This is a genomic window from Hominibacterium faecale (genome assembly GCF_020734085.1).
GTDB classification, from domain to species: domain Bacteria; phylum Bacillota; class Clostridia; order Peptostreptococcales; family Anaerovoracaceae; genus Hominibacterium; species Hominibacterium faecale.
In genome coordinates this window covers 1-26,392 of sequence record NZ_JAJAGH010000003.1, presented here as the reverse complement: position 1 = coordinate 26,392, position 26,392 = coordinate 1, and the positions used below count along the sequence as shown (strand labels likewise).

At 46.6% G+C, this 26,392-nt stretch carries 22 protein-coding genes, 1 tRNA gene and 1 pseudogene; 8 read left to right on the top strand and 16 right to left on the bottom strand.

The window, feature by feature from the left end; all coding sequences use genetic code 11:
- Positions 1-25: 25 nt before the first annotated feature.
- Entirely contained in the window at positions 26-334 is a 309-nt protein-coding gene (locus LG211_RS03045; RefSeq protein WP_148396730.1) for a helix-turn-helix domain-containing protein, read from the top strand.
- Between the two features lie 237 nt (positions 335-571).
- Here LG211_RS03045 and LG211_RS03040 read toward each other — a convergent pair whose 3' ends face one another.
- From LG211_RS03040 to LG211_RS03030, 3 genes are all read right to left on the bottom strand, one after another.
- Entirely contained in the window at positions 572-5,200 is a 4,629-nt protein-coding gene (locus LG211_RS03040; RefSeq protein ID WP_269476980.1) for a leucine-rich repeat protein, read from the bottom strand.
- 1,090 nt (positions 5,201-6,290) lie between these two features.
- Positions 6,291-6,971: a TIGR00266 family protein gene (locus LG211_RS03035; protein WP_269476979.1), complete on the bottom strand. Its 681-nt coding sequence runs from the start codon at positions 6,969-6,971 to the stop codon at positions 6,291-6,293.
- A gap of 11 nt (positions 6,972-6,982) precedes the next feature.
- Positions 6,983-7,636, bottom strand: coding sequence for a hypothetical protein (locus LG211_RS03030; RefSeq protein WP_269476978.1), 654 nt, complete (start codon positions 7,634-7,636; stop codon positions 6,983-6,985).
- Positions 7,637-7,873: 237 nt separating this feature from the next.
- Here LG211_RS03030 and LG211_RS03025 point away from each other — a divergent pair, with 237 nt between their 5' ends.
- From LG211_RS03025 to LG211_RS03010, 4 genes are all read left to right on the top strand, one after another.
- Positions 7,874-8,518: a TetR/AcrR family transcriptional regulator gene (locus LG211_RS03025; protein WP_269476977.1), complete on the top strand. Its 645-nt coding sequence runs from the start codon at positions 7,874-7,876 to the stop codon at positions 8,516-8,518.
- A gap of 86 nt (positions 8,519-8,604) precedes the next feature.
- Positions 8,605-9,846: an MFS transporter gene (locus tag LG211_RS03020; protein WP_227754840.1), complete on the top strand. Its 1,242-nt coding sequence runs from the start codon at positions 8,605-8,607 to the stop codon at positions 9,844-9,846.
- Between the two features lie 84 nt (positions 9,847-9,930).
- Positions 9,931-10,005, top strand: a tRNA-Thr gene (locus LG211_RS03015).
- A gap of 117 nt (positions 10,006-10,122) precedes the next feature.
- Positions 10,123-10,629: a DNA-deoxyinosine glycosylase gene (locus LG211_RS03010; RefSeq protein WP_253019350.1), complete on the top strand. Its 507-nt coding sequence runs from the start codon at positions 10,123-10,125 to the stop codon at positions 10,627-10,629.
- Here the strand turns inward: LG211_RS03010 and LG211_RS03005 are convergent.
- The gene (locus LG211_RS03005) at positions 10,618-11,352 is read right to left on the bottom strand and encodes an alpha/beta fold hydrolase (protein WP_227754838.1); all 735 of its coding nucleotides are present in this window, start codon (positions 11,350-11,352) and stop codon (positions 10,618-10,620) included. The genes LG211_RS03010 and LG211_RS03005 overlap by 12 nt on opposite strands.
- 98 nt (positions 11,353-11,450) lie before the next feature.
- On the opposite strand from LG211_RS03005, the gene LG211_RS03000 reads away from it, so the two are divergent.
- Together LG211_RS03000 and LG211_RS02995 are read left to right on the top strand one after the other, a co-directional pair.
- The gene (locus LG211_RS03000) at positions 11,451-11,981 is read left to right on the top strand and encodes a cysteine hydrolase family protein (protein WP_148396737.1); all 531 of its coding nucleotides are present in this window, start codon (positions 11,451-11,453) and stop codon (positions 11,979-11,981) included.
- A gap of 14 nt (positions 11,982-11,995) precedes the next feature.
- Positions 11,996-12,625 (top strand): hypothetical protein, encoded by a 630-nt coding sequence (locus LG211_RS02995; protein ID WP_148396738.1) that lies wholly within the window; start codon positions 11,996-11,998, stop codon positions 12,623-12,625.
- Between the two features lie 40 nt (positions 12,626-12,665).
- Here the strand turns inward: LG211_RS02995 and LG211_RS02990 are convergent, their stop codons facing one another.
- The 10 genes from LG211_RS02990 to LG211_RS02945 all read right to left on the bottom strand — a co-directional run bounded on the left by LG211_RS02990 (position 12,666) and on the right by LG211_RS02945 (position 22,720).
- Positions 12,666-13,412, bottom strand: a complete 747-nt coding sequence (locus LG211_RS02990; RefSeq protein ID WP_148396739.1) for a sigma-70 family RNA polymerase sigma factor — start codon at positions 13,410-13,412, stop codon at positions 12,666-12,668.
- Positions 13,402-13,827, bottom strand: a complete 426-nt coding sequence (gene spoIIAB / locus LG211_RS02985; protein WP_265333419.1) for an anti-sigma F factor — start codon at positions 13,825-13,827, stop codon at positions 13,402-13,404. Before spoIIAB ends, LG211_RS02990 begins: the two co-directional genes overlap by 11 nt.
- 1 nt (position 13,828) lies before the next feature.
- Positions 13,829-14,209 (bottom strand): STAS domain-containing protein, encoded by a 381-nt coding sequence (locus tag LG211_RS02980; protein WP_148396741.1) that lies wholly within the window; start codon positions 14,207-14,209, stop codon positions 13,829-13,831.
- Between the two features lie 104 nt (positions 14,210-14,313).
- Complete coding sequence (gene thiI, locus LG211_RS02975; RefSeq protein ID WP_148396742.1) at positions 14,314-15,501, bottom strand: tRNA uracil 4-sulfurtransferase ThiI; 1,188 nt, start codon at positions 15,499-15,501, stop codon at positions 14,314-14,316.
- Between the two features lie 32 nt (positions 15,502-15,533).
- Positions 15,534-16,649 (bottom strand): cysteine desulfurase family protein, encoded by a 1,116-nt coding sequence (locus LG211_RS02970; protein ID WP_269476976.1) that lies wholly within the window; start codon positions 16,647-16,649, stop codon positions 15,534-15,536.
- Between the two features lie 58 nt (positions 16,650-16,707).
- A complete protein-coding gene (locus LG211_RS02965; RefSeq protein WP_148396744.1) occupies positions 16,708-17,340 on the bottom strand; it encodes a cytidylate kinase-like family protein in 633 nt (210 codons plus the stop codon).
- A 40-nt stretch (positions 17,341-17,380) separates the two neighbouring features.
- Positions 17,381-18,805 (bottom strand): MDR family MFS transporter, encoded by a 1,425-nt coding sequence (locus LG211_RS02960; protein WP_253019348.1) that lies wholly within the window; start codon positions 18,803-18,805, stop codon positions 17,381-17,383.
- Between the two features lies 1 nt (position 18,806).
- The gene (locus LG211_RS02955; protein WP_148396746.1) at positions 18,807-19,601 is read right to left on the bottom strand and encodes a TetR/AcrR family transcriptional regulator; all 795 of its coding nucleotides are present in this window, start codon (positions 19,599-19,601) and stop codon (positions 18,807-18,809) included.
- A gap of 226 nt (positions 19,602-19,827) precedes the next feature.
- The gene (locus tag LG211_RS02950) at positions 19,828-21,462 is read right to left on the bottom strand and encodes an APC family permease (protein WP_148396747.1); all 1,635 of its coding nucleotides are present in this window, start codon (positions 21,460-21,462) and stop codon (positions 19,828-19,830) included.
- A 34-nt stretch (positions 21,463-21,496) separates the two neighbouring features.
- Entirely contained in the window at positions 21,497-22,720 is a 1,224-nt protein-coding gene (locus tag LG211_RS02945; RefSeq protein ID WP_269476975.1) for a saccharopine dehydrogenase family protein, read from the bottom strand.
- Positions 22,721-22,940: 220 nt separating this feature from the next.
- Here LG211_RS02945 and LG211_RS02940 point away from each other — a divergent pair, with 220 nt between their 5' ends.
- A complete protein-coding gene (locus tag LG211_RS02940; RefSeq protein WP_269476974.1) occupies positions 22,941-24,686 on the top strand; it encodes a helix-turn-helix transcriptional regulator in 1,746 nt (581 codons plus the stop codon).
- A 24-nt stretch (positions 24,687-24,710) separates the two neighbouring features.
- Here the strand turns inward: LG211_RS02940 and LG211_RS02935 are convergent.
- Positions 24,711-24,878 (bottom strand): annotated as a pseudogene (locus LG211_RS02935) (D-alanine--(R)-lactate ligase); the annotation flags it as partial.
- Positions 24,879-25,541: 663 nt separating this feature from the next.
- The gene (locus LG211_RS02930) at positions 25,542-26,078 is read right to left on the bottom strand and encodes a flavodoxin family protein (RefSeq protein ID WP_148396751.1); all 537 of its coding nucleotides are present in this window, start codon (positions 26,076-26,078) and stop codon (positions 25,542-25,544) included.
- Positions 26,079-26,392: the final 314 nt, after the last annotated feature.

The window sequence follows — 26,392 nt, the reverse complement described above, 5'->3', positions numbered from 1 at the left end:
TAATATGCATAGGGAGGACACTGTCATGTATGAAAAATTCTTTGCCAACAGATTAACGGAGCTGCGCCTTCAAAAGGGTGTGTCTGCCCGTGATATGAGCCTGTCAATCGGCCAGAGTGCTTCCTATATCAACCGCATTGAGAATAAGCAGATGCTTCCTTCCATGACGGTGTTTTTCTATATCTGTGAATACTTCGATATCACGCCCAGAGATTTTTTCGATAGCAGTCAGTTTACTGACATAAAGATCCTCCAGCTGATGAATGATTTGAGGGAGATCGATCCCGATCAGTTCAATCACATTGCGGCAATTGTCAAAGGTTTGAAAAAATAGTTCGCCTTTTGTACAGCATCACCCTCTGGAAAACTTCAATGCATCTTTAACAAGGACCAATTGGTCCTTTTGTTACTTAACGAATCAATGGCAGCACCTTTAAAAGCTCTCTTTTGTTGCTCCTGGGTGAAAAAAAGTATCAAGTTAAAGGCGGATTTGCTTAAATACCGACAGCTTCGTATAAATAGAAAACCGCCTCCGGGATTTTCTTCGGAGACAGCTTTTTATCATGTTTTCTTATTTCACTTTGACCTTTTTCGCACCACTGTATGCGCCGTAAAGTTTCTGACTCCCGGCTTTTTTATATGCCCGTACTTTTACATAATAAGTCTTCTTAGCCTTCAACTTTTTGATGGTTTTCTTCGTTGTCTTGTTTTTGCTGATGATCACGTTCTTTTTGCCTTTTTTGAACTTTTTGTTCTGGGCGTAGGTGATCTGGTAGCCGCTGGCTTTAGTGTCTTTTTTCCAGCTGACGGTCATGCGCTTTTTACCGGCTTTGGCTTTCAGGCCCGCTGCCTTTTTCGGGTTGATGGTGATGGTAACCGTCTTGGACGCTGCGTTATAGTTAGCTGTGGCAGCGGCGGTAATGGTGATCTGAGCTTTTCCGGTGTTTTTGATCGTCACTTTTCCGGTGCTGGAAACAGTGGCGATTTTGGGGTTGCTGGACTGGTAGGACAGCTGGCTTTTTGCGCCGGCGTTCAGAGAAAACGGTTTGTTTCCATAGGTCTTGGTATATGATCCTGCCGTTACAACCTGGTTGGCTTTCTGAATTATGTATTCTTTTGCCATTGTGCCATGGTAAATCCCAATGCCTGTTATGATTACTTTTGCCCTGCCTGCATTAACATTGTTCCTGTATGAAACCGTATAATCGGTTCCCTGCTTTAATCCCTTTACACGAACAGCCGGCTGAATGGCTTTGCCGTCATAAGTATAGCTTCCGTCCGCGCCAATCAGGTCAAAGTTGGCAATATTAAAGTTATCTTCTGGTAATTCCCAAAGATACGTCGCTCCGTAATAAAGGTTGTTTTCTACGTTATATTCCTCACTACCAGTCTCTACTTTGATCATGGAATATGCACTTTGCTCCGCGTTAAACTCCATGCTGGATATTGGATAAGTCAGCTCTACTGTTGTCGTCTCTCCCGGTGAAAGCACGTCAAATGATTCTGACTGTATCCTTCTTTTGCCTTCTGCATCACCATAAAGATTTACGGTTCCTCCGGATGCTACCCTCCCGCAGTTTTTAACAGTTGCTGCAAATTTTACGGAGTTGTCCATAACTTCTTTTTCCACTGTCACATCGAAATCGGATAATTGAATTTCTTCTTCCTGCACCGAGGCCAATAAATCAACCTGCCCAGGAGCAGTTGCTTCGATATTTAGAGTTGCTTTTTGGTCTATGTTATTAAGATCAATACTTTCATCCAAATACACGGTTTCGCCTGGCAATATCGTACGAAGAATTTCTTCATTAAGCAATGTTTCATTGCCATTTCTTACTATGAGATTCAGCTTCGTAATCGTTTCCTCACTGTCGTTGGTAACTGAACAGGAAATTGGCTGCAAGTCATCCTCCATTTCACTTTCATTGATAATCACATCGTTTAGTACAGCTTTTGGTTTGTTCGCTGTTTCAATAAAAAACATTGAAGTTTTCTCTGGGTTCTCATTATCGGTAGCATTGAGGACAATATCCCAACTCCCATCGGTGTTCATTACCGCAGTAATATAATTACCGATTATATTTTCATCTCTGTATAGCTCCACTGGTTCACTGTATCCACTTTCTGTTTTCACTGAAGAGTAGATACTGCACCCTTCTTCACTATTAGCCATCCAAATCATTGCAGTTTTTTCACCTTGTTTGAACATTTCTGCATTTGCGCTAATCATTTGTGATTCTCCTGCTATGAGTTCCGAAGTTGCTTGATCGGCAAGGTTATATTGTTTCAAAGTTCCTTCTTGGTTGTAGGAAATCGTTCCGTCCTTACATTTCAGCCCTGAGATTACGGCCTCCCCCTGCTGAGCAATTGGTACTACTGTGCCCGATTCTGCCGTGAACAGAGACGGGGTGTTTCCCGCAAGGCTTCCAATATACGCTGCTATGTATTTTCTATCATGCCAAATCCCGTCCAGCTCAGAGATATAGCATTCTGTGGTTCCCACGATTTCCGGTGAGCTCCATTCTGCGCCGTTCAGCTTCGAAAGGTAAATGGTCTTTGTTCCATCCAGTCCAATCAAATCATTTTCAGGGTTGCTTACCCACATTACTGCTGGAACATCTGCATCTTTTACTAATACAGGCATTAGGTCTGCTTTTTCGTCATTGGTTATATACTGCGCTTGTGCAAAAGATTTGCTTGATGGATTATATTTTGTCCAGCAAAGCTCGCTTGTCTGCGCCGCTTGCTCGCTTAAACGATTGGCGTCGCTTCCTTTTAAAACCTCCTTGCATTTTTGCCAAACTACATACAGCTCATTATCAATCACTTCCATATCCGAGAAAGTATCGAGGGTGCCATTATCCCACAAATTCTTTGGTTGACTCCAAGTATTTCCGTCATAAACAGAGTACATGACCTTGACGCTATTAGCTGTTTCTCTATCCGGATCATTGGACTGGAATACCATAACCGTATCATCTCCCACCTTCTTCATCTTTGGTATCGTATTTGGCAGGATGTAGCTCTGAAGTTCCCAGGAAGAAATTCCTGATTCTGCTGCCCGCATGACTGCTATTTTACTATTTTTTCGTACTCGCGGCATGGATCCATTCCAGACAGATGTCTTATCCTGATAAGTTCGATCGGTGAGTGCCAGCTCCTGATTCTCCCCTGCATTGGCCAAGCTATATTGTTTCTTTTTCGTTTTATTCCAAAGAGGATATGTTTTTTTGGCCAACGTATATTCCCAATCAAAAACAAAGATAAGCTTTGCTGTAGCCGCAATTCCTGCAGTAAAATCTCCTTTCGATGCGGGTATCAATCGAATATCTATATCCGCAGAGCCTTTAACTCCTACAGTAGCCGCACCGCTTATACCAGCACCTGCTCCCGCAGAAATCCCTGGCGTGACCTTAACAGTACCGGTTAAAGAAAGTTTTGGATTCTCTAAATCTTTTCGCATTCCACCTTTTACAGCAGCTTTCAGATTTCCGCCTAGTTCCACATAAATGGGCACTGGGCCAATCAGCCATTGGTTCGTAGTTTTTGCATTCCATTGACAATCCAGCAAAACGCCGCCGCTCTCTGTAAGAATGCGCCCGTTTTCATCACAAATAGCTTCGTAATAACCTGCGGCTTTCATGGCTGGTTTGGCTTTAAATTTGGAGGTTATTGTGAAAAATCCTGACGGGGCGTTCCACTTATTCATAAAAGTACGCAGTGACGCTGTGCTATTAACGTTTTTCTTTGCGTCGTTAATATCTTTTTTCAAATTCTCCCATGCTTTATCTGAACTAAAAGCCAAATTTTCATTTAAGCCAATTGACATTTTGTATTTATATGTACCGTCTTTCATGGTTTCCTTTTTAATCTTTGTATTCACAGCTTTGAAGTTCAAATTATAGCTCTCTGGAAAAACTTTTGTGATCGGCTGGTTACCTGCGCTTCCGCCCATATTCTCGAAAAGCTGCATTTTACCTAAACTCTGCGATAAGTCAAATTTAACATCTTCTACTGGTTTATATGAGGGTTTTGTTCCGGTACTGCCAATTGCTATAAATGGGATATCATTCTCTTGTGCGTAGGATTCGGCATAGGAATTTGAATAGCCGTAAATGGTTATATCGTTACATCCAAAAAATGCATGGTATGCGATACTTGTCACACTATTCGGAATAGCTATGCTTGTTAATGAATCACATCCCCAAAATGCATCAGATTCAATGTTAGTTACGCTATTTGGAATTGTTATTGTTGTTAAACTCATACAGTCAGAAAATGAAGCAACTCCAATACTTACTACACTGTCTGGAATTGTATATCTTGTCCTACTGTTACCTATAGGATACTGTATTAAATTTGTCTTTGATTTGTTAAATAGCACTCCGTTTAAAGCTGTATATTTAGAGTTATCCTTGTCTACATCGATACTAGCTAATCCATCACACCACGCAAAGGCCTCGTCCCCAATGCTTGTTACACCATTGGGAATAGTTATACTTGTTAATGAATCACATCCCCAAAACGCTTCATATTCAATACTTATCACGCTGCTTGGAATGTTTATATTTATTAATTTATAACACGCTTTAAATGCGCTGTTTCCTATATTTGTTACACCATCTGGAATTGTATAGTTTGTTCTATTGTTACCTATAGGATATTGCACTAAATTTGTTTTTAATTTATTAAATAGCACTCCGTCTAAAGATGTATATTTAGAGTTATCTTTATCTACATTAATACTAATTAATCCATCACACTCGGAAAATGCCCCGTCTCCAATGCTTGTCACACTATTTGGAATCGTTATACTGGTTAGGCCACAGCCACTAAATGCATTGTCTCCTATAGCTTTCACTTCTACACTTCTTATTGCTTTTGGAATTATTACTTTTGTTACTTCCACATCGCAATCCGTAATCGTCCCCGTCGTTTCATCAAAGTAGATATTCCCGCCAGTCACGCCTTCACTAACAGCAATACCCTTACTACTTGCCGCTTGTGCAGTCGCTTTGCTCGCTTTTGAAGGTTCCGGTTTCTCTTCTTTTGCCTTAGTAGGTTCGACTGACGTTACTGTTTTTGTTTGCACGTCTTTTGCTTCTGATTGCTTCTCAGCCGCAGCCCCAATCGCCGGATTGGCTAATATTGTTGCAAACATCATCACTGAAGTCATCAAACTTATCCATTTCTTTTTCATAATACCGCTCCTTATTTAACCGACATAAATTATATGTTTTCAACCCTAATTTTTTTATGTTGCTGTATGCTTAGCACAACTTTCACGATCAGCGATTTATACACTCACCCTCACTGTCCTCCGTTACAACAATCCGTAACCTTTAACCCTCAAAATGTAACACTTGGAACCAAACAAAAAAGAGTACCCTAAGGCACCCCGTTTCCCCCATTATAATCGCTCACTTTGATCGAGCATCATTTTTTAATTCATATAAATTTAGTATATACAATCTATCATATTATATATATATAATGCCTGTTGTCAACAATTATTACGCCGCGTCACTGCCAGGTCTGGAAATGGGTCTGGAAAAGGTCCCAAAAAGCATGCTTCCAATTTTCCAGCGTTCATGTCCCGGACGTCCTATGTCTTCCACTCCCTCACCCTGATGCAGGCTCATCAAAAATCAAAATCCGATTCCAACTTTACTTCCTATCAAAAAATAAAAAAATCAGGCACAGCCACGACCCAAACCGATCAGCTATGCCTAATACATTAGTCAACAAACATATCAATTTATCCGCCTTGTTATCCTGTGCCTTAACCTTACTTACAAAATCGAATATCCCAGGCGCAATCGCCTGAATTTTCATTTATTTTCTCAATTTATATTCGAAATCACCAAAAACAGAGTGCTGGTCCATATAAAAACAAAGCATTTTCCGTCGCCAATCGCTTGAAAAGAACCGATTTGCGGTCAATTCGGAAGTATAATCAAGAAAGTTTGCACTAACTTTACAAAACTAATTTTCAATTAGTTCCATTTAAATTAATTTTTTACCATCTTTTCCTCTAGAATCCAAAATTTATATGGACATTGCCTCCAAATCAACCCATTTCGAATATAAATAGGAATATTTTACATATATCCCCGGCAATTACAGAACTGAGCCGCGCCGCTTCAGCAACCGCCCCTTTCCACGGTAATACAAAATGCAATAGCCCGGCCCAGCTCCAAATATCATCAAACAATCCGCCTTTTCACCGCACCAGTGTCCTTTTCCCATCAACCCGAATGCACCGAATGCCATTCCTTGCCTATGCTTCCTCAGTCTCCCGATGGAATTCTGGCTGCAATCTGCCCTGTAAAGTCGGCAAAATTCATGGTCTGCAGAACGACTTTTCCCGGGCCGGTTAGTTTTGTAAGAAAGAGGCCCTCTCCTCCGAAGAGGATATTGCCCATGCCTTTTACCGTTTCCACCTCGTAGTTCACAGTCGGCGCAAAGGCCACCACATTACCGGTGTCCACTTTCAGCATTTCCCCCGGCGCCAGCTCTTTCACTACAGCATCTCCGTCAATTTCAAGGAACGCCTTGCCGCTTCCGGTCAGCCTCTGTAGAATAAACCCTTCCCCGCCAAAAAAGCCGGAAGAAAATCGCTTCGTGAACACGGTTTCCAGCTCCACGGAATTTTCTGCGCACAAGAATGCGCCTTTCTGTATAATCAGCCCATTGGCGCCTCTGACATCCACATCGAGGATACTCCCTGGAACCGTTGAGGCAAAAGCAATCACCGCATTGTCGCAGACGGCTTCATAGTGGGCGATAAACATGGACTCTCCGGCGAGCATCCTGCCAAGCCCTTTCAGCACGCCTCCGCGGGTGTTTGTGGACATGGCGATCCCGTCGCTCTGCCAGGCCATCCCGCCGGACTGGGTAAAAATAACTTCTCCTCTGTTCAACTGCATTTCCACCGCAGGAACAGTTTTGCCTACCATCTGATAATTCATTTTCTCCTCCTTTATAATTCCTTTTTTGTCAAACGCCCTTTCTCTATCACCTTTGTCTTAAAATCTTCGGCACCGCTGCTGCCATCATTTACGACTCTGGTTATGGTAAAGGCTCCCGTATCTGGATTCAAATCAAAAAGATCTTCGCTGATTTCCACGTTCCAAAGCGCCTTAATCTTTTCCTTTTGCTCTTTTTTCAGCTTTCCCACCAGCCCGTTTCCCTCCCCAATCGCTTCTTTCGCATATTTTTCTGGAAACATTGCTTCAATAGAAGGCCCATATCGGTCGCCGTCTTCCGGAAATTTCACGTTTATTAATTTTACGGATTCTCCGCTGATCTCCGTTACCAAGGTCAACGGCATGGAGCTGCCTGATAGCTCATAAGCAGCATCCTTGTACTTCACAAAGTCTCCCGACAGATCCCAGACATAGATTTCTGTATACCCCTCTTTCTCGCGGGCGCCGTAGACTTTCAGCGAGTCAAAAGTTTGAACGTCCAGATATTCCGCCTCATCTTGATCGTAAGGCTCTCTCGCAGTAAGCTGCTCGGTCACACTTTTTATCTGCTGATCGCTCAGCTGGACATCTGCCGGATCCCGGCCGCAGCCGATCAGAGATACAGCAAAAATTAAAACCATTGATAACACACAAATACACTTTTTCATTCCTTATCCTCTCTTTCTGATTACGCCTGACAATTCCCCCATTTTTCCCGAAAACGCCGGCGCAGGCACTTTCTTTAATAAATCTATTATATGTTACCGCCCTGCAAAAGACAATGCGTTCCTTTCATGACCAAATGGCGCTCTTGATATGTTTGCCCGGCAAACCACTTGACACGGGGTCATTTCCGTGATAATTTATTATACATACCAAACGTATGTATGGAAAGGACCATTGATATGTCGAGGAACAAATATCCGGAGGTCACGGTTAACCGGATTCTGGATTCTGCTACAAAGCTGTTTTTACAAAAGGGCTACGAAAAGACGACCATCCAGGATATTGTGAATGATCTGGGGGATTTGAGCAAAGGCGCTATCTACCATCATTTCTCATCAAAGGAAGACATTATTCAGGCGGTCGGCGAGCGGATGTATGCGAACGTGGACTTTGCGTCTATGTTCAAGGGCCGTGAGGATCAACTGACCGGGCTGGAAAAACTGAAGGAAATCTGCCTGGCTTGTATGACCAGCGTCCAGCAGCATCAACTGATGGAAGCAGTGCCTGACTATTATCACAATCCAAAGTTTCTCGCGCAGGAAGTGTTCGAGTCTGTGAAACATTCGCCTCAGATGCTGCTGCCCTACATCGAGGAAGGCGTGGAGGATGGATCGATCACCGTATCCCAGCCCAAAGAGGCCGCGGAAGTGTTTTTGCTGCTTATCAACATCTGGATCAATCCGCTGGTCTTTCATGAAACCCGGGCTGCCTTCACGGAGAAAGTTCGCTTTTTAAAGACGCTCCTGGACCAGATCGGCCTGCCGGTTATGGACGAAAAGGTCATGGCTGCCGCATTGTCCTATGGGGAATGCTTAGACGATTAGTGTCCGTTTTCACTTGTTATCGCTTCCTACGGGAAGCAATTTATTGGGATTGAACATACCAACCGTATGTATGAAAGGAGATTTTTATGAAACTGCTAAATCGAAATTTTACACTGATATTAATCGGACAAATCATTTCGCTCTTTGGAAATGCCACGCTGCGGTTCGCGCTGCCCCTTTATCTGCTGGACCGAACAGGGTCGTCATCCCTGTTCGGCATCGTTCTGGCCTGTTCCTTTATTCCTATGGTGATACTCTCGCCTATAGGCGGCCTTCTTGCGGACCGGGTCAACAAGCGGAATATTATGGTTTTTTTAGACTTTCTAACCGCCTTTTTAACCGGCCTTTTCCTCCTGCTCAACGGTTCCTTATCACCTCAGGCGCTGGTCCTCATCGTAATGATGCTGCTTTCGGGAATTCAATCTCTGTATCAGCCTTCTGTTCAGGCCAGCATTCCTTTCCTGCAGGAGAAAGGAAACCTGATGACAGCCAACGCTATCATCAATCAGGTGTCGGCCCTGGCAAACCTCATCGGTCCGGTTTTGGGCGGTATTGTTTATGAAGCCTTCGGCGTAACCCAGGTGGTTCTCATCAGCGGAATCTGCTTTCTCTTGTCTGCTGTCATGGAGCTGTTCATCCGCATTCCTGTAAACAAGCTTCCTGAGAACGGCAGTATTCTCTCCATTGTAAAAGGGGATTTTGCTGAAAGCATTCACTACATTCACAGAGAAAAACCGGTCATCCAAAAAGTCATCATCATTGTAGCCTTGTTCAATCTGGTACTGACCTCCATGGTGATCGTGGGCATTCCGGTCATCATCAAAATACATTTGGCATTGTCCGGCCAGCTGTACGGCTACGCGCAGGGAATATCCGCTGCCGGCGGCCTGGCGGGCGGTATCCTCGTGGGCGTTCTGGCAAACCGGCTGCGGGCCGAAAAAGTATGGAAGCTGCTCCTGGCTGCCGCAGCAACCCTGCTGCCCATGGCGCTCTGCCTGCTCTTTGATGCGCCTCCCATGGTTTCCTATCTGGTCATCGTCTGCTGTTACTTCCTGATGATGGTGCTCGCCACCATGTTCAGCGTTCAGATGCTTTCTTTCGTGCAGAGCGAGGTGCCGGGAAGCCTGATCGGAAAAGTGATTTCCTTTGTTATGGCCATGTCCATGTGCTCCCAGCCTTTGGGCCAGGCCCTCTACGGTCTGCTCTTTGACTGGGCGGCGCCCCAATGGATCATTCTCGGGAGCATGGCCGCCGCGGCTGTCATTGTCATCGCGTCCAGAAAAGCTTTCAGCCATATCAACAATACCGCTGAGGAAAATCTGGGGTAAAGCTGGCAAAATTTCTCGAAAACTTTTGAAAAAAACTATTGAAAGAGCTGCCCGTTCCGTTGTATAATATTGATCGTATCAGATGCTACTGTGGCTCAGGGGTAGAGCAGCTCACTCGTAATGAGCAGGTCGTCGGTTCAAATCCGACCAGTAGCTCCAAAGATAAATCCCCTCAAATCCATTGTTTTCAACAGGTTTGAGGGGATTTTTTCTTGTTTTTCCGCACTTTAAAAATTCCAATTATTAGGCAATTCATTCCAAAGAAAGGAGCCCCTCATGGCGCAGACAGCAAAAACAACTCCCCAGGTTCACAACATCGAGCCCGTATACGACGCCCATTCCAAAATTCTGATTTTGGGCAGCTTTCCCTCGGTCAAATCCAGGGAAGCCCAGTTTTTTTACGGCCACCCGCAGAATCGTTTCTGGAAGGTGCTGGCCCAGGTGTTAGGTCATCCGGTGCCCCAGACCATTGACGAGAAAAAAGCCTTCCTGCTTGAGAATAACATCGCTGTATGGGACGTAATCGCTTCTTGTGAAATCGCAGGCTCCAGCGACAGCACCATCCGCAATGTGGTGCAAAACGACCTGTCCAGAATTTTAGATGCAGCACCTGTTGCACAGATTTTTTGCAACGGAGCCAAATCCCATAAACTTTATGAAACATACTGCCAGCCGCACACTGGCAGGCCGGCGGTCAAACTGCCTTCCACCAGCCCGGCCAACGCCGCCTGGACCTTAGACAAACTAGCAGACCACTGGCAGGCCATCCGCTCATTTCTTTAAAAAATCCTCAATCAGATCGGCAACCTGAGTACTTTCCAGAACATAGCTGGTATGGGTTTCTCCCTGGAGAATCTCCAGGCGGCTGCCGGGTATGTTTTCGGCAATGAATCGGGTATGGGATTCCTTGATCATATCATCGCTTCCGGCTGTCACCAGCACAGGGATGCGGATCCGATTCAAATCCTCCACAGTCAAATGGGGCTGGGTTAACTCCATTTTCAAAAGTCCATCTCCGGTGGCGGAATAGCTTCTCTCCATGGCCGCCCGGTCCTCATCTACAATACCACTGGGATCCGCATTGGCGCCGCTGACCATGAGCTTTGACAGCAAAACCGGATGCTGAGACGCCAGGATCAAACCGACGATCCCGCCATCGCTGAACCCGTACAGAGCCGGATGGTCCAGCTGCAATTCGTTTATAAAAGCCGCCGCATCATCCGCCATATCTTGATAATTGTATTCGCCCACAGCGCTGCTTTTCCCCTGCCCCCGGCTGTCTATGGCATATACGGTAAACGTTTCGCTGAGCCTGTCGATCACATGATCAAAGCTGCGGCCGCTTCCGCCGCCTCCATGGAGCAGGATCAAAGGCTCGCCCTCTCCCTGCCGGACATAGGCCAAACTGACCCCGTTCACATCGATGTATTGTTCTTCCCGGCCCGCGGCGCATCCGACCATTGTGACCAGCAGGATCACCACAAGCACCAATCCTTTCATTTTCATTCTTCCTTCACCTCATCTTTTCATTATAGCAAATTTTCATTGCGAAAGAAGGCTTTCTGGTATATGATTTTCATAACAAAGAAACAGGGAGGTTATCAATGAGTAAATTACTGATTGTTGTCGATATGCAAAAAGACTTTATCGACGGAGCGCTGGGAACCCCGGAAGCCGAAAAAATTGTCGAACCGGTCAACAAGAAAATTAAAGAATACGATGCCAGAGGCGATCTGGTCATCTTTACCGCCGATACCCACGGCGAAGATTATTTGCAGACCCAGGAAGGCCGAAACCTGCCGGTCCCCCACTGCATCAAGGGAAGCGATGGCTGGGAAATCTGCGCCAGCCTCTTTCGCCCGCAGGATGCACCTGTGATTGAAAAAGAAACCTTTGGCTCAAAAGATCTGGGAATCATGATGATGGAATTGGAACGGGCGGGAAACGCCCCTGACGAAATCGAGCTGGTGGGACTATGTACCGATATCTGCGTGATTTCCAACGCTCTGATGATTAAGGCATTTCTTCCGGAAATACCTGTAACAGTAGATAGCTCCTGCTGCGCCGGAGTGACCCCCAAAAGCCATGAAAACGCGCTGAAGGCTATGAAAGCCTGTCAGATTAGGATTATTTAGAAAGGAATTAAATTATGAAAAGACGGATTTTGATCGTTTCGTTCATCTTATTGCTTATCCTGTCCACGGCAGGCTGTGGATCCGGTAACAGCGGAGAAGAAAGCAAGACTGCAGGTCCAGGAAAGATGGAAATCGGTCCCAAACCTTTGACGACTGATGAAGCGGATCTTCTTTCCATGGCCGGACTGGACGGCACGGACGGCACCGGACTGATCGCGTATCAAGTCGATGACTCTCTAACAACGCTCCATGTGAAAATTATGGAATACCGAAGTAAAACAGGCAAATGGGAAGATGTGTCGGGAGACTCCCAATTTGACCAGTTCAATGGCAAGCTTTTAGTGACCTTTGGTGATGAAGGGCGTACGGCGCACATCGCCTCATCCCATAAAGAAGGCGGATCTTTGAGCAGTGAAGTTACCGGCCTTGCAAAACTGTCACCCGACGACGGTCTGGTTGCATCCACGATTGATAAACCTGTGCCAATCAAGCCGGATGAAGAAATCGCCGTTTACATGACGGCCCGAGCCAAAACCGATGCCGATGAAGGCGCGGCTCCGCCTCTTGAGTCTTATCCATCTGCGGACAAGTTTTCCCAATTCGACGTTGTCCGCGCAGTTATCGTATGGTTTTCTGCCGATTAACGTTTGCCCGCAGAAACCATCCAGGTATCAAACTTCGATCCTAGACGGTTTCTGCCATTTTTTCTCTCAAATTTTTGAGAACCTTTTTTTCGATACGCGAGACCTGCACCTGGGAAATCCCCATTTTGCCTGCGATCTGCTGCTGGGTCATATCTTTAAAATACCGCAGCACAATAATCTGTCTTTCCCGATCCGACAGAGTACCGATGATCATTTTCAAATCGATCATATCGATGTTTTTCTCTTCTTCCGAAATATGACTGATCTTTTTCTCCCGATAGCCCTCGGAAATTTCACTGTTGTCCAAACTTTCCACATTGGACAAGGCTTCGCCCGCATCCAAAATCTCCAGAATCTTTTCAACCGGCAGCTCCATTTCCTCTGCAAGATAGCTCAACTTGGGCCAGGTCCCGTTCTTGTTATAATACTCTTCTTTTATTCGCTTTAAATTTCGTATATCCATTTTCAGCTGACGGCTGACTTTAATCTTTCCGTCATCCCGGATATACCGCTTGATTTCCCCCAGGATCATGGGAACGGCATAGGTGGAAAACATAACGTCAAACCCTGTGTCAAATCGGTCGATGGCTTTGAGAAGGCCCATAAATCCGATCTGCAGCAGGTCATCCAGTTCATAACCGGAGCCGGTAAATTTCAATGCTAGATTTTTTACAAGTCCAGTGTTTTGATTTACGATCTGCTCCCGGGCGTCTTCATCACCCTGCTGAGCTCGTTTTATTAGCGCGTATGTATCTTCCTTTTTTACCGGCACATATTTAGATGCCATCGCTCAGGTCAAGCTGCTTGGTCATCGTCACCGTCGTTCCCTCTCCGGCCCGAGACTCTACTTCCAATCTGTCCATAAAGCTTTCCATAACCGTAAAGCCCATTCCAGATCGTTCTTCTGTTCTCCCTGTGGTGAACATGGGCTCTCTTGCCTTGTCCACATCTTCAATTCCAACGCCATGATCGCGCACCACAATCACAACCTTTCCCCCTTCACGAATCTGACACTCCAGTTCCACGGTCCCGCTGGAATCCTCCTTGTATCCGTGTATGATGCTGTTGCTGACTGCTTCCGATACGCCTGTCTTTATTTCCGTCAGTTCCTCGATGGTCGGATCCATGCAGGCCACAAAAGCCGCTGCTGCCGACCTGGCGAAGGCTTCATTCTGCGCCATGGCAGCAAATTCAATCTTCATTCTATTCTCCACTGAGCGTCACCTCCATCTGCAGCTGCTCCTGTCCCTTAATAAGACAGATGGCATCCTCTACGTTTTTTTGCTTGTCCACAACTGTAAAGATTCCCGCCATGTATAGAATCTTTTCGACAAAGTCCGAACAACCGGCCAGGAAAATCCTGCCGCCTTTTTTCGTCACTTTATTGTACCTGCCCAGCACTACGCCGATACCCGAACTATCCATAAACGTTACTTTTGCAAAATCCAGGATCAAGTGGCAGCATTGGAAGGCCTCCATCGTTTCATCTATCTCGTCTCTCACTGCTCCGGCGCTGTGATGATCCAGTTCACCGAACGCCGAAGCAATGAGAATATTGTCGGTCATCTGAAATTTTAAATGCATATAAAAATCCTCCTTTCTCTAACCGCAGCGTACAATTCAATTATAGTACGTGTCCTGCAGCTTGTCCTTAAGAGAAAAGGAGGAAATTCTTCTATTTTTAGCGATTATTCTGGTTTTATGTCGATTGTTTCGCGGGATGCGACCGCATCTGCGATTAACTGCTCTGCGTTCAACTTGCTTTCCGATGCCAGAATCCGTTCCAGCTTTGGTTTGGTCGCCGGATGTTTTGGCAGAAATACGGTGCAGCAATCTTCATAAGGCTGGATGGACGTTTCATAGGTACCGATCTCTCTGGCCTTATCCATGATGTCCACCTTATCCATGGCAATCAGCGGCCGCATAACCGGCATCTGTACGGAAGCATCGGTAACCACCAGCGCTTCTGCGGTCTGGCTGGCTACCTGTCCCAAATTTTCCCCGGTAATCAGCATCCCGCAGCCTGTCTCGCGGGCCACCTGTTCAGCAATTCGCATCATGAATCGTCGTACCAGAATAGTTGTTTCTTCTTCTGGGCAATGTTCAACAATCTGCTCCTGAATTGGCAGCAGATTGATTACATGCATTTTAAAGCGTCCGCAATAAGTGGCGACGATCTTTGCCAAATCTTCCACCTTTTCCTGGGCTCTCTGGCTGGTATAAGGGTAAGAATGAAAGTGAACCGCCTCAATGAGCATTCCCCGCTTGGCCATCATCCAGGTTGCCACCGGGCTGTCGATGCCGCCGGAGAGCAGGCTCATTCCTTTGCCGTTGGTTCCCAGAGGCAGCCCCCCGAAACCAGCAATTTTGTCCTGGTAGATATAAGATTTATCATGTCTCACATCGACGAAAAGCAGACAGTCAGGATCGTGGACATCCACCTTCAGCACTTTACAGCCGATCAGGATTTTGGCGCCGATGATGCGGCCGATCTCCGGGGATTTTACGGGGAAACTCTTGTCCGCCCGTTTAGCGTTGACTTTAAAGGTCTTGATTCCCTTCTCCTCGATCAGTTCCTCCATATATGCCACGGCGGCTTCTCCGATGGCATCCAGGTTGGATTCGGTTTCCACGGCCGGGCTGATGGAAGCTACGCCGAATACCTTGGAAATTTCCTTGATAATGGCGTCCTTATCATACTGCTGATCTGCCCGGACGAAAATAAGACCTTCGTGGCGTTTCACGTCAAAGCGTTCAAACTTTCGTTTAAGAAGCTTGCGGATGCGTTCTGCCAGCATGCGTTCAAAATATGGTTTGTTCATCCCTTTCAGCGCCACTTCTCCGCAGCGCACGATGAAAATGTGTTCCTGATTCATGGTTTCTCCTTATCTATTTTTGTCAGCGTGGCTTACCGGAAGCTGCCCAGTCTGCGAAAACGGCTTACCGCCTTTTTCACTTTGTCCACCACTTGGTCCATTTCCTCGGCCGTATTATACTTGCCAAAGCTGAATCGGATTGCTCCTTCAATTTCCCGGTCGGAAAGGCCCATGGCCTTGAGTACGTGACTCTGTCCTTTTTTATTGGAAGAACATGCGGACCCGGTTGAAACATAAATTTCGTCCTGCTCCAAGGTATGCAAAAGAACTTCCGCCCTGGTTCCCAGGAAGGATATATTCAACACAGAGGGACAGCCGTCGTCCGGGCTGTTGACACGAATATCCTTGATTTCGTCCCGAATGCCTGAAAGCAGCCGGTCTCTGAGCTCTTTAACCGAACCTTCTTCGGACAAAAGCGCGGCGGCTTCGCCCAAGCCTGCGATGGCAGGAACGTTTTCCGTGCCCGACCGCATGCCCGACTCCTGGCCTCCGCCCGCGAAAAAAGCAGGAATATGCACATCTTTTTTGATCCACAACGCGCCGATTCCTTTTGGTCCGTGAATCTTATGGCCGCTGACAGTAACCAAGTCTGCGCATTTTGCTAAAGGGATCTTGCCAAAGGCTTGTACCGCGTCCGTGTGCAAAAAAGCGTTCTGCTTCATTTTTGCAATTTCATCGATGGGCATGATGGCGCCGGTCTCATTATTCACCTGCATGACAGATATGAGTATGGTTTCCTCATTGATGGCCTCTTTCAGCTGATCCAGATCGAGGCGGCAGTCCTGATCCACGCGGATGCGGATCACGTCAAAACCCTGCTGCTCCAGCCGGCCGCATGCCTCCAGCACAGCCGGATGCTCCACCTGGGTGGTGATGATTCGGCTGCCTCTCCTTCTTTGGGCCGAGGCTGCGCCGAAGATGGCCATATTGTCCGCTTCTGTGCCGCAGGACGTAAAATACAGGCTGCCCTCCGGCAGATCCATGGCCCGGGCCAGTTGTTTCCGAGCCTCTTTAACCGCCTTTTCCGCTGTGATCCCCAAATTATATAGCGAAGAAGGGTTTCCAAAATCATCCCGCATATATTGCACCATGACCTCAGTCACTCGATCATGCTGTCTTGTTGTCGCACTGTTATCCAAATAAATCATAGGTTCTCCTTTGTCTGTAACCTATTTATTTTATCCCATTGGTTCCAATGCGTCAACCTTACAGTTCTGGAAACCGCACCTTAATATAATGGACTAACAGTTCTTTAATCTGTTCATCGGTAAAAGGCGTTGTGTCCAGCACAAAATCGTATTCCCGCAAATCCAGCCATTTTTTTCCGGTGAAGGTATTATAATATCTCGCCCTCTCCCGGTCTTCCTTTTCCATCAGCTTTCGACCTTTATCTCCGCGTACTGGTTTGCCCAGAGTTTTTTCCAAACGCTTCATCCGGGGTTCCAGATCAGCTTGCAGGAAGATGCTGACGTGCTTTTCATAGTTGCGGAACAGATAAGGCGCGCATCTGCCGATGATAACGCATGGACCCTCTTCCACCGCCTCCCGCATGATCTTGGTCTGTGTGTCAAAGAGCTGTTTGCTGGTGGGCACATACCATTCATCTGCGATATAGGGCATTTCATACACCGCGGTCTGGGCCAGCGTCGTCCAAACAGTCGTATTCTTTTCATCTACGTATGCCAGATTTTCTTCCGTCATATTCATCACTTCCGCCGCTTTGACCAAAATCTCTTTGTCTATGTATTTAAAACCAAAGTGCTTCGCAATCGCCTTTCCCATGTCTGAGCCGCCGCTTCCCAGCTGCCTGCCTATGGTTATCACATGATGCTTTTCCATTGTTCTGCCTCCTGTTCTTTTCTTTTATTTTAACATAGAATCAGTCGCAAAAGATATCATCGGTGCGTTTTTCTTTTTTCACAAAGAGGATGGCCATAATCAGCGCGATTACACCCAAAGATGCAGCCACGCCGTAAGCAGCATGCATTCCCCGCAGCGTAGCCTCAAGTTCTCCGGCGCTCTGATTCAGTGCCGTCACCATAGCCATAATCGTAATCAGGATAGCCGTTCCGATGGATCCCGCTACCTGCCTAGCCGTATTATTGATGGCGCTGCCGTGGGCGATCATGTTATTGTCCAGGGAGTTGAGTCCCCAAGTGGTAAGGGGCATATTGACCATGGACATGCCGAACATTCTCACCGTATAAATGATGCACAAATGTGAAAAAATCCAGGTTTCATCGATAAACACAAAGAAGAAGGAAAATCCAGTCATAATCGCAAGCCCGGTAATGGCAATTCCCCTCGGCCCGAAACGGTCGAACAGATTCCCGGTAATCGGACTCATGACACCCATAATCACCGCGCCCGGAAGCATAATCAGACCCGATTGAAGGGCGGAAAAATGAAGCACATTCTGCAAGTAGATGGGCGTGATAATCGTACCTGCGATCAAAGAGGCATTGATAATCATAGCAATGATCGTAGAGTAGGCAAAGATTTTAGTCTTTAGAATTCGCAGCTCTAAAAGCGGCGCCTCTGCCCTCATCTGCCGCCTGACAAAGATTGCCAAAAACACGATGCCTACTACCAGTGGAGCCAAAGTCATGGGATGGGCCCATCCGTAGCTTCCTGCAGAGCTGCACCCGTAGAGCAGCCCGCCGAATCCCAATGTTGAATATATGACCGAGCGCTGATCCAGCTTGAGCTTCTTCGTCTCACCTACATTCTTTAGCAGCCCGAATCCGAGAATCACGTCGATGGCTGCCAGAGGCGCAATGATTAAAAAGATGCTGTTCCAGCCCCAGACATCCACGACCCATCCCGACAAAGTAGGACCCACGGCCGGAGCGAAGGCGATGACGATTCCCACGGTTCCCATGGCTGATCCCCGCTTTTCCCTGGGGAAAAGGAGCAGAATAACGGTCTGAATCATGGGCATCAAAACCCCTGCCGCCATTGCCTGTAGAATGCGGGCTACTAAAAGGAGCAAAAAACCTTTCGAAAATCCTGCCAAAGCAGTTCCTGCGGTAAACAGGATCATAGAACTGAGAAAGATTTGTCTGGTTGTGAAGCGGTTGATCAGATAGGCGGTTATGGGGATCATGATACCGTTAACCAGCATAAAAGCCGTGGTCAGCCACTGGCCTTCTACAGCCGTTATGGAAAGATCCCTCATAATGCTGGGCAGGGCCGGAGAGAGGACGGTTTGGTTGAGTACAGCAATGAAGGCTCCCGACAGCATGATGCCAATAATTAACATGTAGCGGTCCGGCTTCCCGTTTGTTACGTTTTTTTCCACCATATTATGATTCCTCGCTTTCTTCTAATTTTTTTAATTGGCTAATCAGCGATTCTGCTTCCTTCAAGTTGAGAATCTTGCCGTTTTTTTCATAATCATCCAGCGTTCCCCTCAGAGAATGAATCAGCCGTTTTTTCTTAAGTACTGGCTGCAGCCATTTTTCCTCATCACTGAAGGCTTTGCGCAGAGCTGCAAGCTGTTCTTTTGTCATCAGCGGTCGCTTGCCCTTCCTTTTCTCCAGGATCGCTTCCAGGCTGTCAACCATAAAGTCGGCAATCTTCCTTTCATCCAGGTCAATCACATCTTCTCCGGCCACGAAGGTGATTTCCTTGATGAGTCCGTTGAGATTCAGAGTCAGCTCTCCTGCCGCTGTTTCGCTCTTTAAAGAGAATGCCTTCTTAATGATGCCGGAGAACTGTTCAAAGATGTCAAATCGGCTCTTATTGACAGCCGGCAGATATTTCTCCCGCTGATCCTGGGTCAAAGAGAAAAGCAACTCATCCATAAACCGGTTGCGTTCTGCAAACCGGTCCATTCGGGCGATAATGCTCTCCCGCAGGATGTTCTTAGGCGAAAGGTCCTTATTTTCTGTGATCTTTTCCACCTTCTGCATCATTTGATCCGTCAGATAAAAGACGACTAAAATTCCCAGACTCTCCTTGGAATTAAAGAATTTATAAAGCGTTGCTTTTGAAACATTGCAGGCTTCGGCAACATCCTGCATGGATGTCTTCGGATAGCCATTCTCCATAAATAGGGTTGCCGCAGCTTCCAGAATATGCTGTTTTTTTAAATCCATGAATGTTTTCCTCCCAAAGAAAAACTCCCCCTTGCTCTGCCTTGCGGACGAGTACCGGCGAGTTTTTTTAAAACTTTATAGTTTTATTATGCGCATTTATTCTGCGTTTGTCAAGAGGTTTCCGAAAAAACAAGCGCTTCCCCCAGCCTTTTCATTGTCAGGGGAAGCGCCTATTCATAAAGCCTGTCGTCCGCTGTGTAACTTGGCAGTAGCGGGCGGAAGGAAATTATTGTTTTTCCAGCTTTCTCCCCAGTAGATAGAAGAGAATGCCGACTATAAAGACGATCATACCGGTCAGAGTTATTACATTGAGCATCAGAGGGAAGTCGCTGAACAAGCCGCTGCCCCATTCATCAAGGTAATACTCTGCTGCGTCTGCTCCTTCATACCACTGGAGGAACCATCTGGCAAGTATGGCATATATGCCAATTCCCATATATAAGTATCCGGCTTTATGCAGATCCAAAGGACCCAGTCTGGTACGCGGGTTGATCGGGTATTGCTCCGGCTCCTTAACGGTCAAGCCGCCAAACTTCCGCTTGCACAGGATATAAAGGATGGGAACAATGAGAATCCATAAAAGTCCTCCCAGGAACCAATCGGTACCGTTGAGCAATGTGGTCAGTACACAGATGATGAGAACGCAGGTGCACATCAGTGCATGCATCGGCGTTCCTCCCGGTATCTTGAAGGGTACCTCTTCTCTGGGAATTTTTCTCCTCAGAATAATCGCCGCAATGACCGTCAGCGCCGATACAATTACCATAAAGAACACATCGATCACTACCAGGAACGAAAAGCTGAAGGGAATTAAAATTGCACTGACAAGAGCAACAATAATCAGTCCCACATAGGGCGATCCTTTCTTCTTCGTCAATCTGGCAAAGAATTGAGGTCCCAGGTGTTCATCAGATAAAATTAGAATGCCCCTGGAGCCTGTAGCCAGGCACACATTGAAAATGGAACACTGACCGATGATCGCCACAACCATAAAGACTGCGCCGAATCCCACTCCAACATTCTCTGTAAGAACAGTCGTATAACCGATACCACCGGACTCTGTCGTCCATTCTTCCCAATTCCCGATGGATGCGATTCCAGCCAATGTGGGCAGTATATAGGTCAGAGAAATCAGCGGAATTACAATCATCAGAGCTTTGGGAATAACCCGGTTGGCGCCTTCAATCTCTCCTGCGAGCAGAGACATCTCATCAAAGCCCGAATACATCCAGATTCCGATGGCAAGCCCTGCGCCGATGCCTTCCAAAACGCCTACGTCATCAGGTACAAAGGGATCCATTGGATTCTGATTCCAGTTCATAAAGCCGACGACAGCTACTACCGCAAAGGCCAAAATTATGATGATGGACATAATCGTGCTGACAACGCCCACTTCTTTTATGCCCAAAACATTGATGATAAAAAATACCACGATCATCAGCAGTTTCAAAAGATATGCCTCTACCTGAGTCAGCTCTACAAAGATCCCCAGGTAGCTGATAGCCAGAACCACATATACGGTATTGCACACCAAGCTCCAGATCACATTGCTAAAGGCCATAATCGCAAACCAGAATTCACCCAGTGCTTCTTTTACCCAGATGAGGGATCCGCCTTCTACCGGCCTGGCAGCACCCATTTCCGCACAGATCATTCCGTATGGATACGCCCAGACAATTGGAATAATCAGCAGTAAAACAATCGTCAGCCCTGGCCCGCATTCCGGCACCATCTCTTCAATACCGTAAGCCCCTGCGCAGCAAATCGCATAGAACATTCCCACAACTGGCAGAACCCCCACTTTGGATTTCACCACATCTTTTACGCCGCTTCTTACCTTCGGCTGATGTTGATCTTTCATAGCAGTGTGCTCCTTTCCTAACTTCTTTGAGGAGCTATTTCAGCTCCGTAACCTTTGTATCGAGGGTAATATCTAATTTTTCCGCGCACTTAAAATAATAATCCACCTGATCAAAGGTCAGCATGTCGGATGATATGAGTCCAGTCTGTGTAAATTTGTCCTCCACAAACATCTTTGTGAAAAGAGCGCCTCCCTGTCCGGTCAGATACATCTCTGACGTGATGCCGGCCCGCTTAAAGGATTCATTTAATCCGGGAGCAAAGACATGGGTTTCCACTTTGATTTTTTTTCCATCCTTTTCACCGATAGCTTCCACCACCATTGCCCCGGAGTCCGTTACAAGGCCCTCTTCAATGATCTCTTTTATCTCGTCTCTGTACTTCGGTGCAGGCGGAATGTGCTTCAAAACCACATTGAACGGGATTACCTGCTGCCCATCGATTTCCTCCGGCACTTTGGATAACAGCCCTGCCCGGTAGATCGGCTCTGCGAAGGTCACGCCTGAGCCGGCGTACTTAAAGTAAATATTCTTTGCCCCTTTAAAAAATTCTTTTGCGTTCAGTCCCATATGTACCGGTTCATCGTGGTCGTGCTCCACAAAACGGATTTCTTTGCCCACATAGTCATATGTTCGATAAATCGGCCGTCCGAAAGGCTCTGTTTGTATCATCTCGCCGTTTTCAAAAGCATTGGGGATACCGCCCATATCGCTTAAGGCCGTCACCGGGGACCACCAGAATGGTAAAAACCGCTTTGCCTCAACTCCTTCATAGACAATATTATAAATGGTATCACAGGTATCCAGGTATTGCATGGTACGTCTGGCAGCAGCACAGATTAGGCCAGGGGCCGATCCTGTGGCGATGACTGCCGTCTTTCCGATTTCTTTAAAGCGTTTTCCATATTCGTCGTACATGATCTTAATTCCTTCCACCCAGTCCTTATGGATGGATTCGGTAGCTGCAAAATCCTGATAATTTGTCTTAACAGCCAGAGCTGCTTCCAGCACGTTTTTACCAAACTGGAGCGGCAGTCCGTTCACGATCAGGTCTACGCCCTCGGCGGCAGCTTTGATGCTCTCGATGTCAGAAGCATCCACTTTCATACCTTTTCCTTTTTTCAGGATACCCACCAGTTCACTTACCGCTTTCTCATCGTAGTCGGCACAGATGATTTCACTTACATTGGGTTCTTCATCCATGCGCTGTGCCACAGTTGATCCTTGTGCTCCGACACCTAAAATTAAAATCTTTTTCATAATATTCACCTCATTTGTCTTTCTTTCCTTCTCTATCTTTTATTCTAGCCGTTAAAGAAATAACAAATATACGTTCCTTGCCATAAAAGCACATAATTTTCAGAAAATTATAATTATTACGCTTGCAAGTTTTGAGGTTTTTTTTCGCAAGATCTGTTGTTTTTGCTTTGAAGATTTTGAATATTTATGTTAAGCTTACCAGGAAAGGAAGGTCCTTCCTATGTTACCGGAGCAAATCAATTATGAAAAAAATCTGCCCTTTGCCATTGGTTTTTCCAATGTGGCAAAGGAGCCGCCCCACTATCACAGAGAAATGGAGATGGCTCTCATTCTCAGGGGCACGGCCAGTTACCGGATCCATCACCAGAAGTATCAGCTGTCAGCCGGCGATGTGATTATCGTCGATACGGAGGATCTTCACCGGATCGACCAATCGTCAGAGGATGTTCTCATGCTGACTATGTACGTGGATCTGGAGTTTTTCAATGATCTTTATCCCAACATTGACTTTATGATCTTTGCCTGTGAAGAATGCGCCAGAGAATCGACCTCCCGCCACCAGCAGCTGCAGAACAAAGTAGCTTTTCTCCGGCACCATCTGGCGGAAATCATGACGCTGACCGCCTCCAGGGAGGATAATAGCCAGCTGCTCATGGAAAAAATTCACCAGTTCATCTTCTTGATGGTCAATCAGTTCCAGGGTTTTTTCATTGAGGATAATCAGTTTAAAACCAGCCATAACGAGGTGAACTCCATCGATCTGGACCGGCTGTACCGAATCATTAAATATATCTATCTCAACTACGACCAAAAGATTACCTTGGATGACTTGGCCGAATTGGAGCATCTGAGCCCCTACTACGTTTCCCATCTGATCAAGGAAACATCCGGCCTGAGCTTTCAGAATTTCCTCAATTATGTACGGGTGGAATACGCAGAAAAATTTCTCGCCGAAAACAAGCTGACTCTGACGCAGATCAGCGAATTCTGCGGTTTTTCTTCCCCTTCATACTTTAATAAGTGTTTTAAAACCTGGCATCATTTGACCCCGTCCCAATACCGCAAACAGCTCCAGCTGTGCGAAAGAGCCTTGCACAAGGATTACAGCCAAACGGAGGCCCTTGCTCTCTTAAAGCCTTATCTGAACGCCTTTCAGTCAAAGCAGCGGAGCAAGGTGCAAAACCACGCATCCCACCACATGTTTCTCCCGGTGCGGACAGGGGCTTCTTCCTTCGGAGACTTCCAGAGTAATTTTTCACTGCGCATCTTTGTCGATTCTGTCGGCGATTTGGCGCGCCTCGGTTACTGCTGGGAAAAGCTCCGGCCGCTGGCCCCGCAGGCATTGGGGATATCTGCCGGTGCGCTGCAGGCGGTTCCGTGCGGAGAAGCACTGTTATCCGATCTTTTACCTGCGCAAATCCAGCCGGAGATCTGGCAGACACCGCCGGATCTGCGCAATACTCCCGCTGCCACTATCTCAGAAGCGTTTGCATCGATTCTGGAGGATCCCGACCCTTCCATCCGGCTCTTCGGTGAGTCCTGCGCCCTTTTTACCAATGATGGCCTTCCCAGCCCCTATTATACCATCTATTCGTTATTCGCAGGGCTTCGCGGGAGCATCTGTGAAAGGCGGGAGCAATATCTTTTGGTGTCCCATGCTCCCTATCTTTTCATATTGCTCTATCAGACAGATGCTGCCTTTGCCCTCAGCACCCACCTGCATTTTCATAATTTCCAAGGGGATGTTCAAGTGATCGAGCAGCGCTTTGGCAAGGAACACAGCCCCGCAGCAATGCTGGAGGCTCTAGGCAGCCCACAGGAAATAACAAAACCCCTGAAGGAGCACATTTGGCGCGCTGCTTCAGGGGAAACCCAGTTTTTTCAGTTGAAATGCCAGCTTGATCCCAGGCTGGACCTGGACATTCCGCCCAATACGTTTGTTTTGCTTAGTTTTAAAGAAGGGTAAGCACAAGGCCGGTCATAACCGTTTTCATGCTCCCACCTCCGTCTCGATCAGGCGTTCAATGATATCTTCATAAGAAAGCCCGATATGTTTCAGCATATTGGGATACCGGCTGTGATTTGTAAATCCGGGAATGGTGTTGACTTCATTAAAAATAATTTCTCCGTCCGGCGTGAGAAAGAGGTCAACTCTGGCGGAAGATCCTTCTGCCGCCGGTTTTACGAATAGAGGGTATCCCTCCTTTTGCGCCCATTTTCCTTCTCTGGTAATGCCGATCAGTATCGGTTCATGCTGCTAATCACGCTGAAAGCGGATTGCATAGAAATTTCATGTTTCGATGAGCGACCTCCGAACAATACTGCAATTTTCTTTTTGTTATTCATTTTGTCTTCTCTCCTTCTTCTGCCTGTTTGGCAGGCAGCACACTTTCAGGCTTTGATAGCAAAGGGTTTTCTGTTTTTTTCGTATTGGCAGTGTCCACGGAAAAACTTCCGTCAACCGTTTTCTCCCCATGGGTTGTTCCTTCTTTCTCACACACTTTTTTTCTACAAGTAAATTGTAACAGAGGTCAGCTTGCTTTGTTTTAAGGCAAGCTTATGGATCTCTTATGGGATTGTGATGAAAGTATTAAGATTGTATGTATGAAGTTTTTCAAGATCAGGTTCACAAACCCTGGGCTTTGTTAAAAAACGTAGCATTTTAATAAAATTTTCCCGATCTGAGTCAAGACGCCTAGAATATGGAGTTTTACGGATCATTCTCTTTCCAACAAACTTAGCAGAATGTGTACAAAAAAGGAGCATATTACATTCATCACTCATTTGATGATGTGACATGCCCCTTTTTCAAATTTCTTTGTTAAAACAGTTTCCAGAGCGATTCCAATTCGTTCATCGCATCCGCGGATTTTGATAAATCATCGGGCGCTGCTGCCGTATAGGTCTTGGAAAAAGCGATTTCCCAACCCAGATAATTGCAGATACAGTCAAACTGCTTGGGAATGATCTCATACTGGGCGTCGCCCTGCTCAGCTTCTCCGATCACGATTACACCGATTTTTTTCTTTAAATCGTGCAGCGTTTGAGACTGGCAGTAAAATTTGTCGATAATTGTTTTCAGCTGTGCCGTTACGCCCCACCAGTAAACCGGTGTAGCAAAAACGATGATATCCGCCGCCGCTACCGCATCTACAATCTGATTGGTATCATCATCGAATGTGCAGTGGCTACTGCTTCCACAGCATTCACAGGCAATGCACGGTCCCACAGATACTTCCGCAGCTTTCACTTCCTCAATTTCCATCCCCTGGATATGCTCCAGCCCCTTCGTCAAAGCCTCCAGTGCTGCGCAAGTATTTCCTTGTCTTGGACTTCCATTTAACAATAACGCTTTCATTAGCTACCTCCCTCAACAATTAAACTTTTATCAACTATTATTGATTCATTATAATACAAATGCGGCGAAAAAAACAGTGCCCCGGCAGCTGTTTCGAAACTGTTCCTGGTTCCAGGATCCGTGATCTGGCCCATTTCTGATGGAATCTACGCATTTTCTTTGATCCTGAGTTGTCCCGGCGGCGGCCCCGAGGACCAGCCGCCAGAGCATACCGCAGCGGCCCCTCCCAACAACCCAGGCCGCCCACTTAAAAGGAGAATGCTTCTGCGCAGGCTATCTCCGCAGGAACCCCGCAAACGCGGGGTTCTGAGGAC

Coding starts and splice junctions, on each gene's coding strand:
- LG211_RS02950 (WP_148396747.1), bottom strand. CDS start 21,462: ATGAAAGATCAACATCAGCCGAAGGTAAGAAGCGGCGTAAAAGATGTG.
- LG211_RS02960 (WP_253019348.1), bottom strand. CDS start 18,805: ATGGTGGAAAAAAACGTAACAAACGGGAAGCCGGACCGCTACATGTTA.
- LG211_RS02995 (WP_148396738.1), top strand. CDS start 11,996: ATGAAAAGACGGATTTTGATCGTTTCGTTCATCTTATTGCTTATCCTG.
- LG211_RS02930 (WP_148396751.1), bottom strand. CDS start 26,078: ATGAAAGCGTTATTGTTAAATGGAAGTCCAAGACAAGGAAATACTTGC.
- LG211_RS03010 (WP_253019350.1), top strand. CDS start 10,123: ATGGCGCAGACAGCAAAAACAACTCCCCAGGTTCACAACATCGAGCCC.
- LG211_RS03025 (WP_269476977.1), top strand. CDS start 7,874: ATGTCGAGGAACAAATATCCGGAGGTCACGGTTAACCGGATTCTGGAT.
- spoIIAB (WP_265333419.1), bottom strand. CDS start 13,827: ATGAAGATTGAATTTGCTGCCATGGCGCAGAATGAAGCCTTCGCCAGG.
- LG211_RS03000 (WP_148396737.1), top strand. CDS start 11,451: ATGAGTAAATTACTGATTGTTGTCGATATGCAAAAAGACTTTATCGAC.
- LG211_RS02965 (WP_148396744.1), bottom strand. CDS start 17,340: ATGGAAAAGCATCATGTGATAACCATAGGCAGGCAGCTGGGAAGCGGC.
- LG211_RS03045 (WP_148396730.1), top strand. CDS start 26: ATGTATGAAAAATTCTTTGCCAACAGATTAACGGAGCTGCGCCTTCAA.
- LG211_RS03005 (WP_227754838.1), bottom strand. CDS start 11,352: ATGAAAATGAAAGGATTGGTGCTTGTGGTGATCCTGCTGGTCACAATG.
- LG211_RS03040 (WP_269476980.1), bottom strand. CDS start 5,200: ATGAAAAAGAAATGGATAAGTTTGATGACTTCAGTGATGATGTTTGCA.
- LG211_RS02955 (WP_148396746.1), bottom strand. CDS start 19,601: ATGGATTTAAAAAAACAGCATATTCTGGAAGCTGCGGCAACCCTATTT.
- LG211_RS02970 (WP_269476976.1), bottom strand. CDS start 16,649: ATGATTTATTTGGATAACAGTGCGACAACAAGACAGCATGATCGAGTG.
- LG211_RS03020 (WP_227754840.1), top strand. CDS start 8,605: ATGAAACTGCTAAATCGAAATTTTACACTGATATTAATCGGACAAATC.
- LG211_RS02940 (WP_269476974.1), top strand. CDS start 22,941: ATGTTACCGGAGCAAATCAATTATGAAAAAAATCTGCCCTTTGCCATT.
- LG211_RS03035 (WP_269476979.1), bottom strand. CDS start 6,971: ATGAATTATCAGATGGTAGGCAAAACTGTTCCTGCGGTGGAAATGCAG.
- LG211_RS03030 (WP_269476978.1), bottom strand. CDS start 7,636: ATGAAAAAGTGTATTTGTGTGTTATCAATGGTTTTAATTTTTGCTGTA.
- LG211_RS02980 (WP_148396741.1), bottom strand. CDS start 14,209: ATGCATTTAAAATTTCAGATGACCGACAATATTCTCATTGCTTCGGCG.
- LG211_RS02945 (WP_269476975.1), bottom strand. CDS start 22,720: ATGAAAAAGATTTTAATTTTAGGTGTCGGAGCACAAGGATCAACTGTG.
- LG211_RS02990 (WP_148396739.1), bottom strand. CDS start 13,412: ATGGCATCTAAATATGTGCCGGTAAAAAAGGAAGATACATACGCGCTA.
- thiI (WP_148396742.1), bottom strand. CDS start 15,501: ATGAATCAGGAACACATTTTCATCGTGCGCTGCGGAGAAGTGGCGCTG.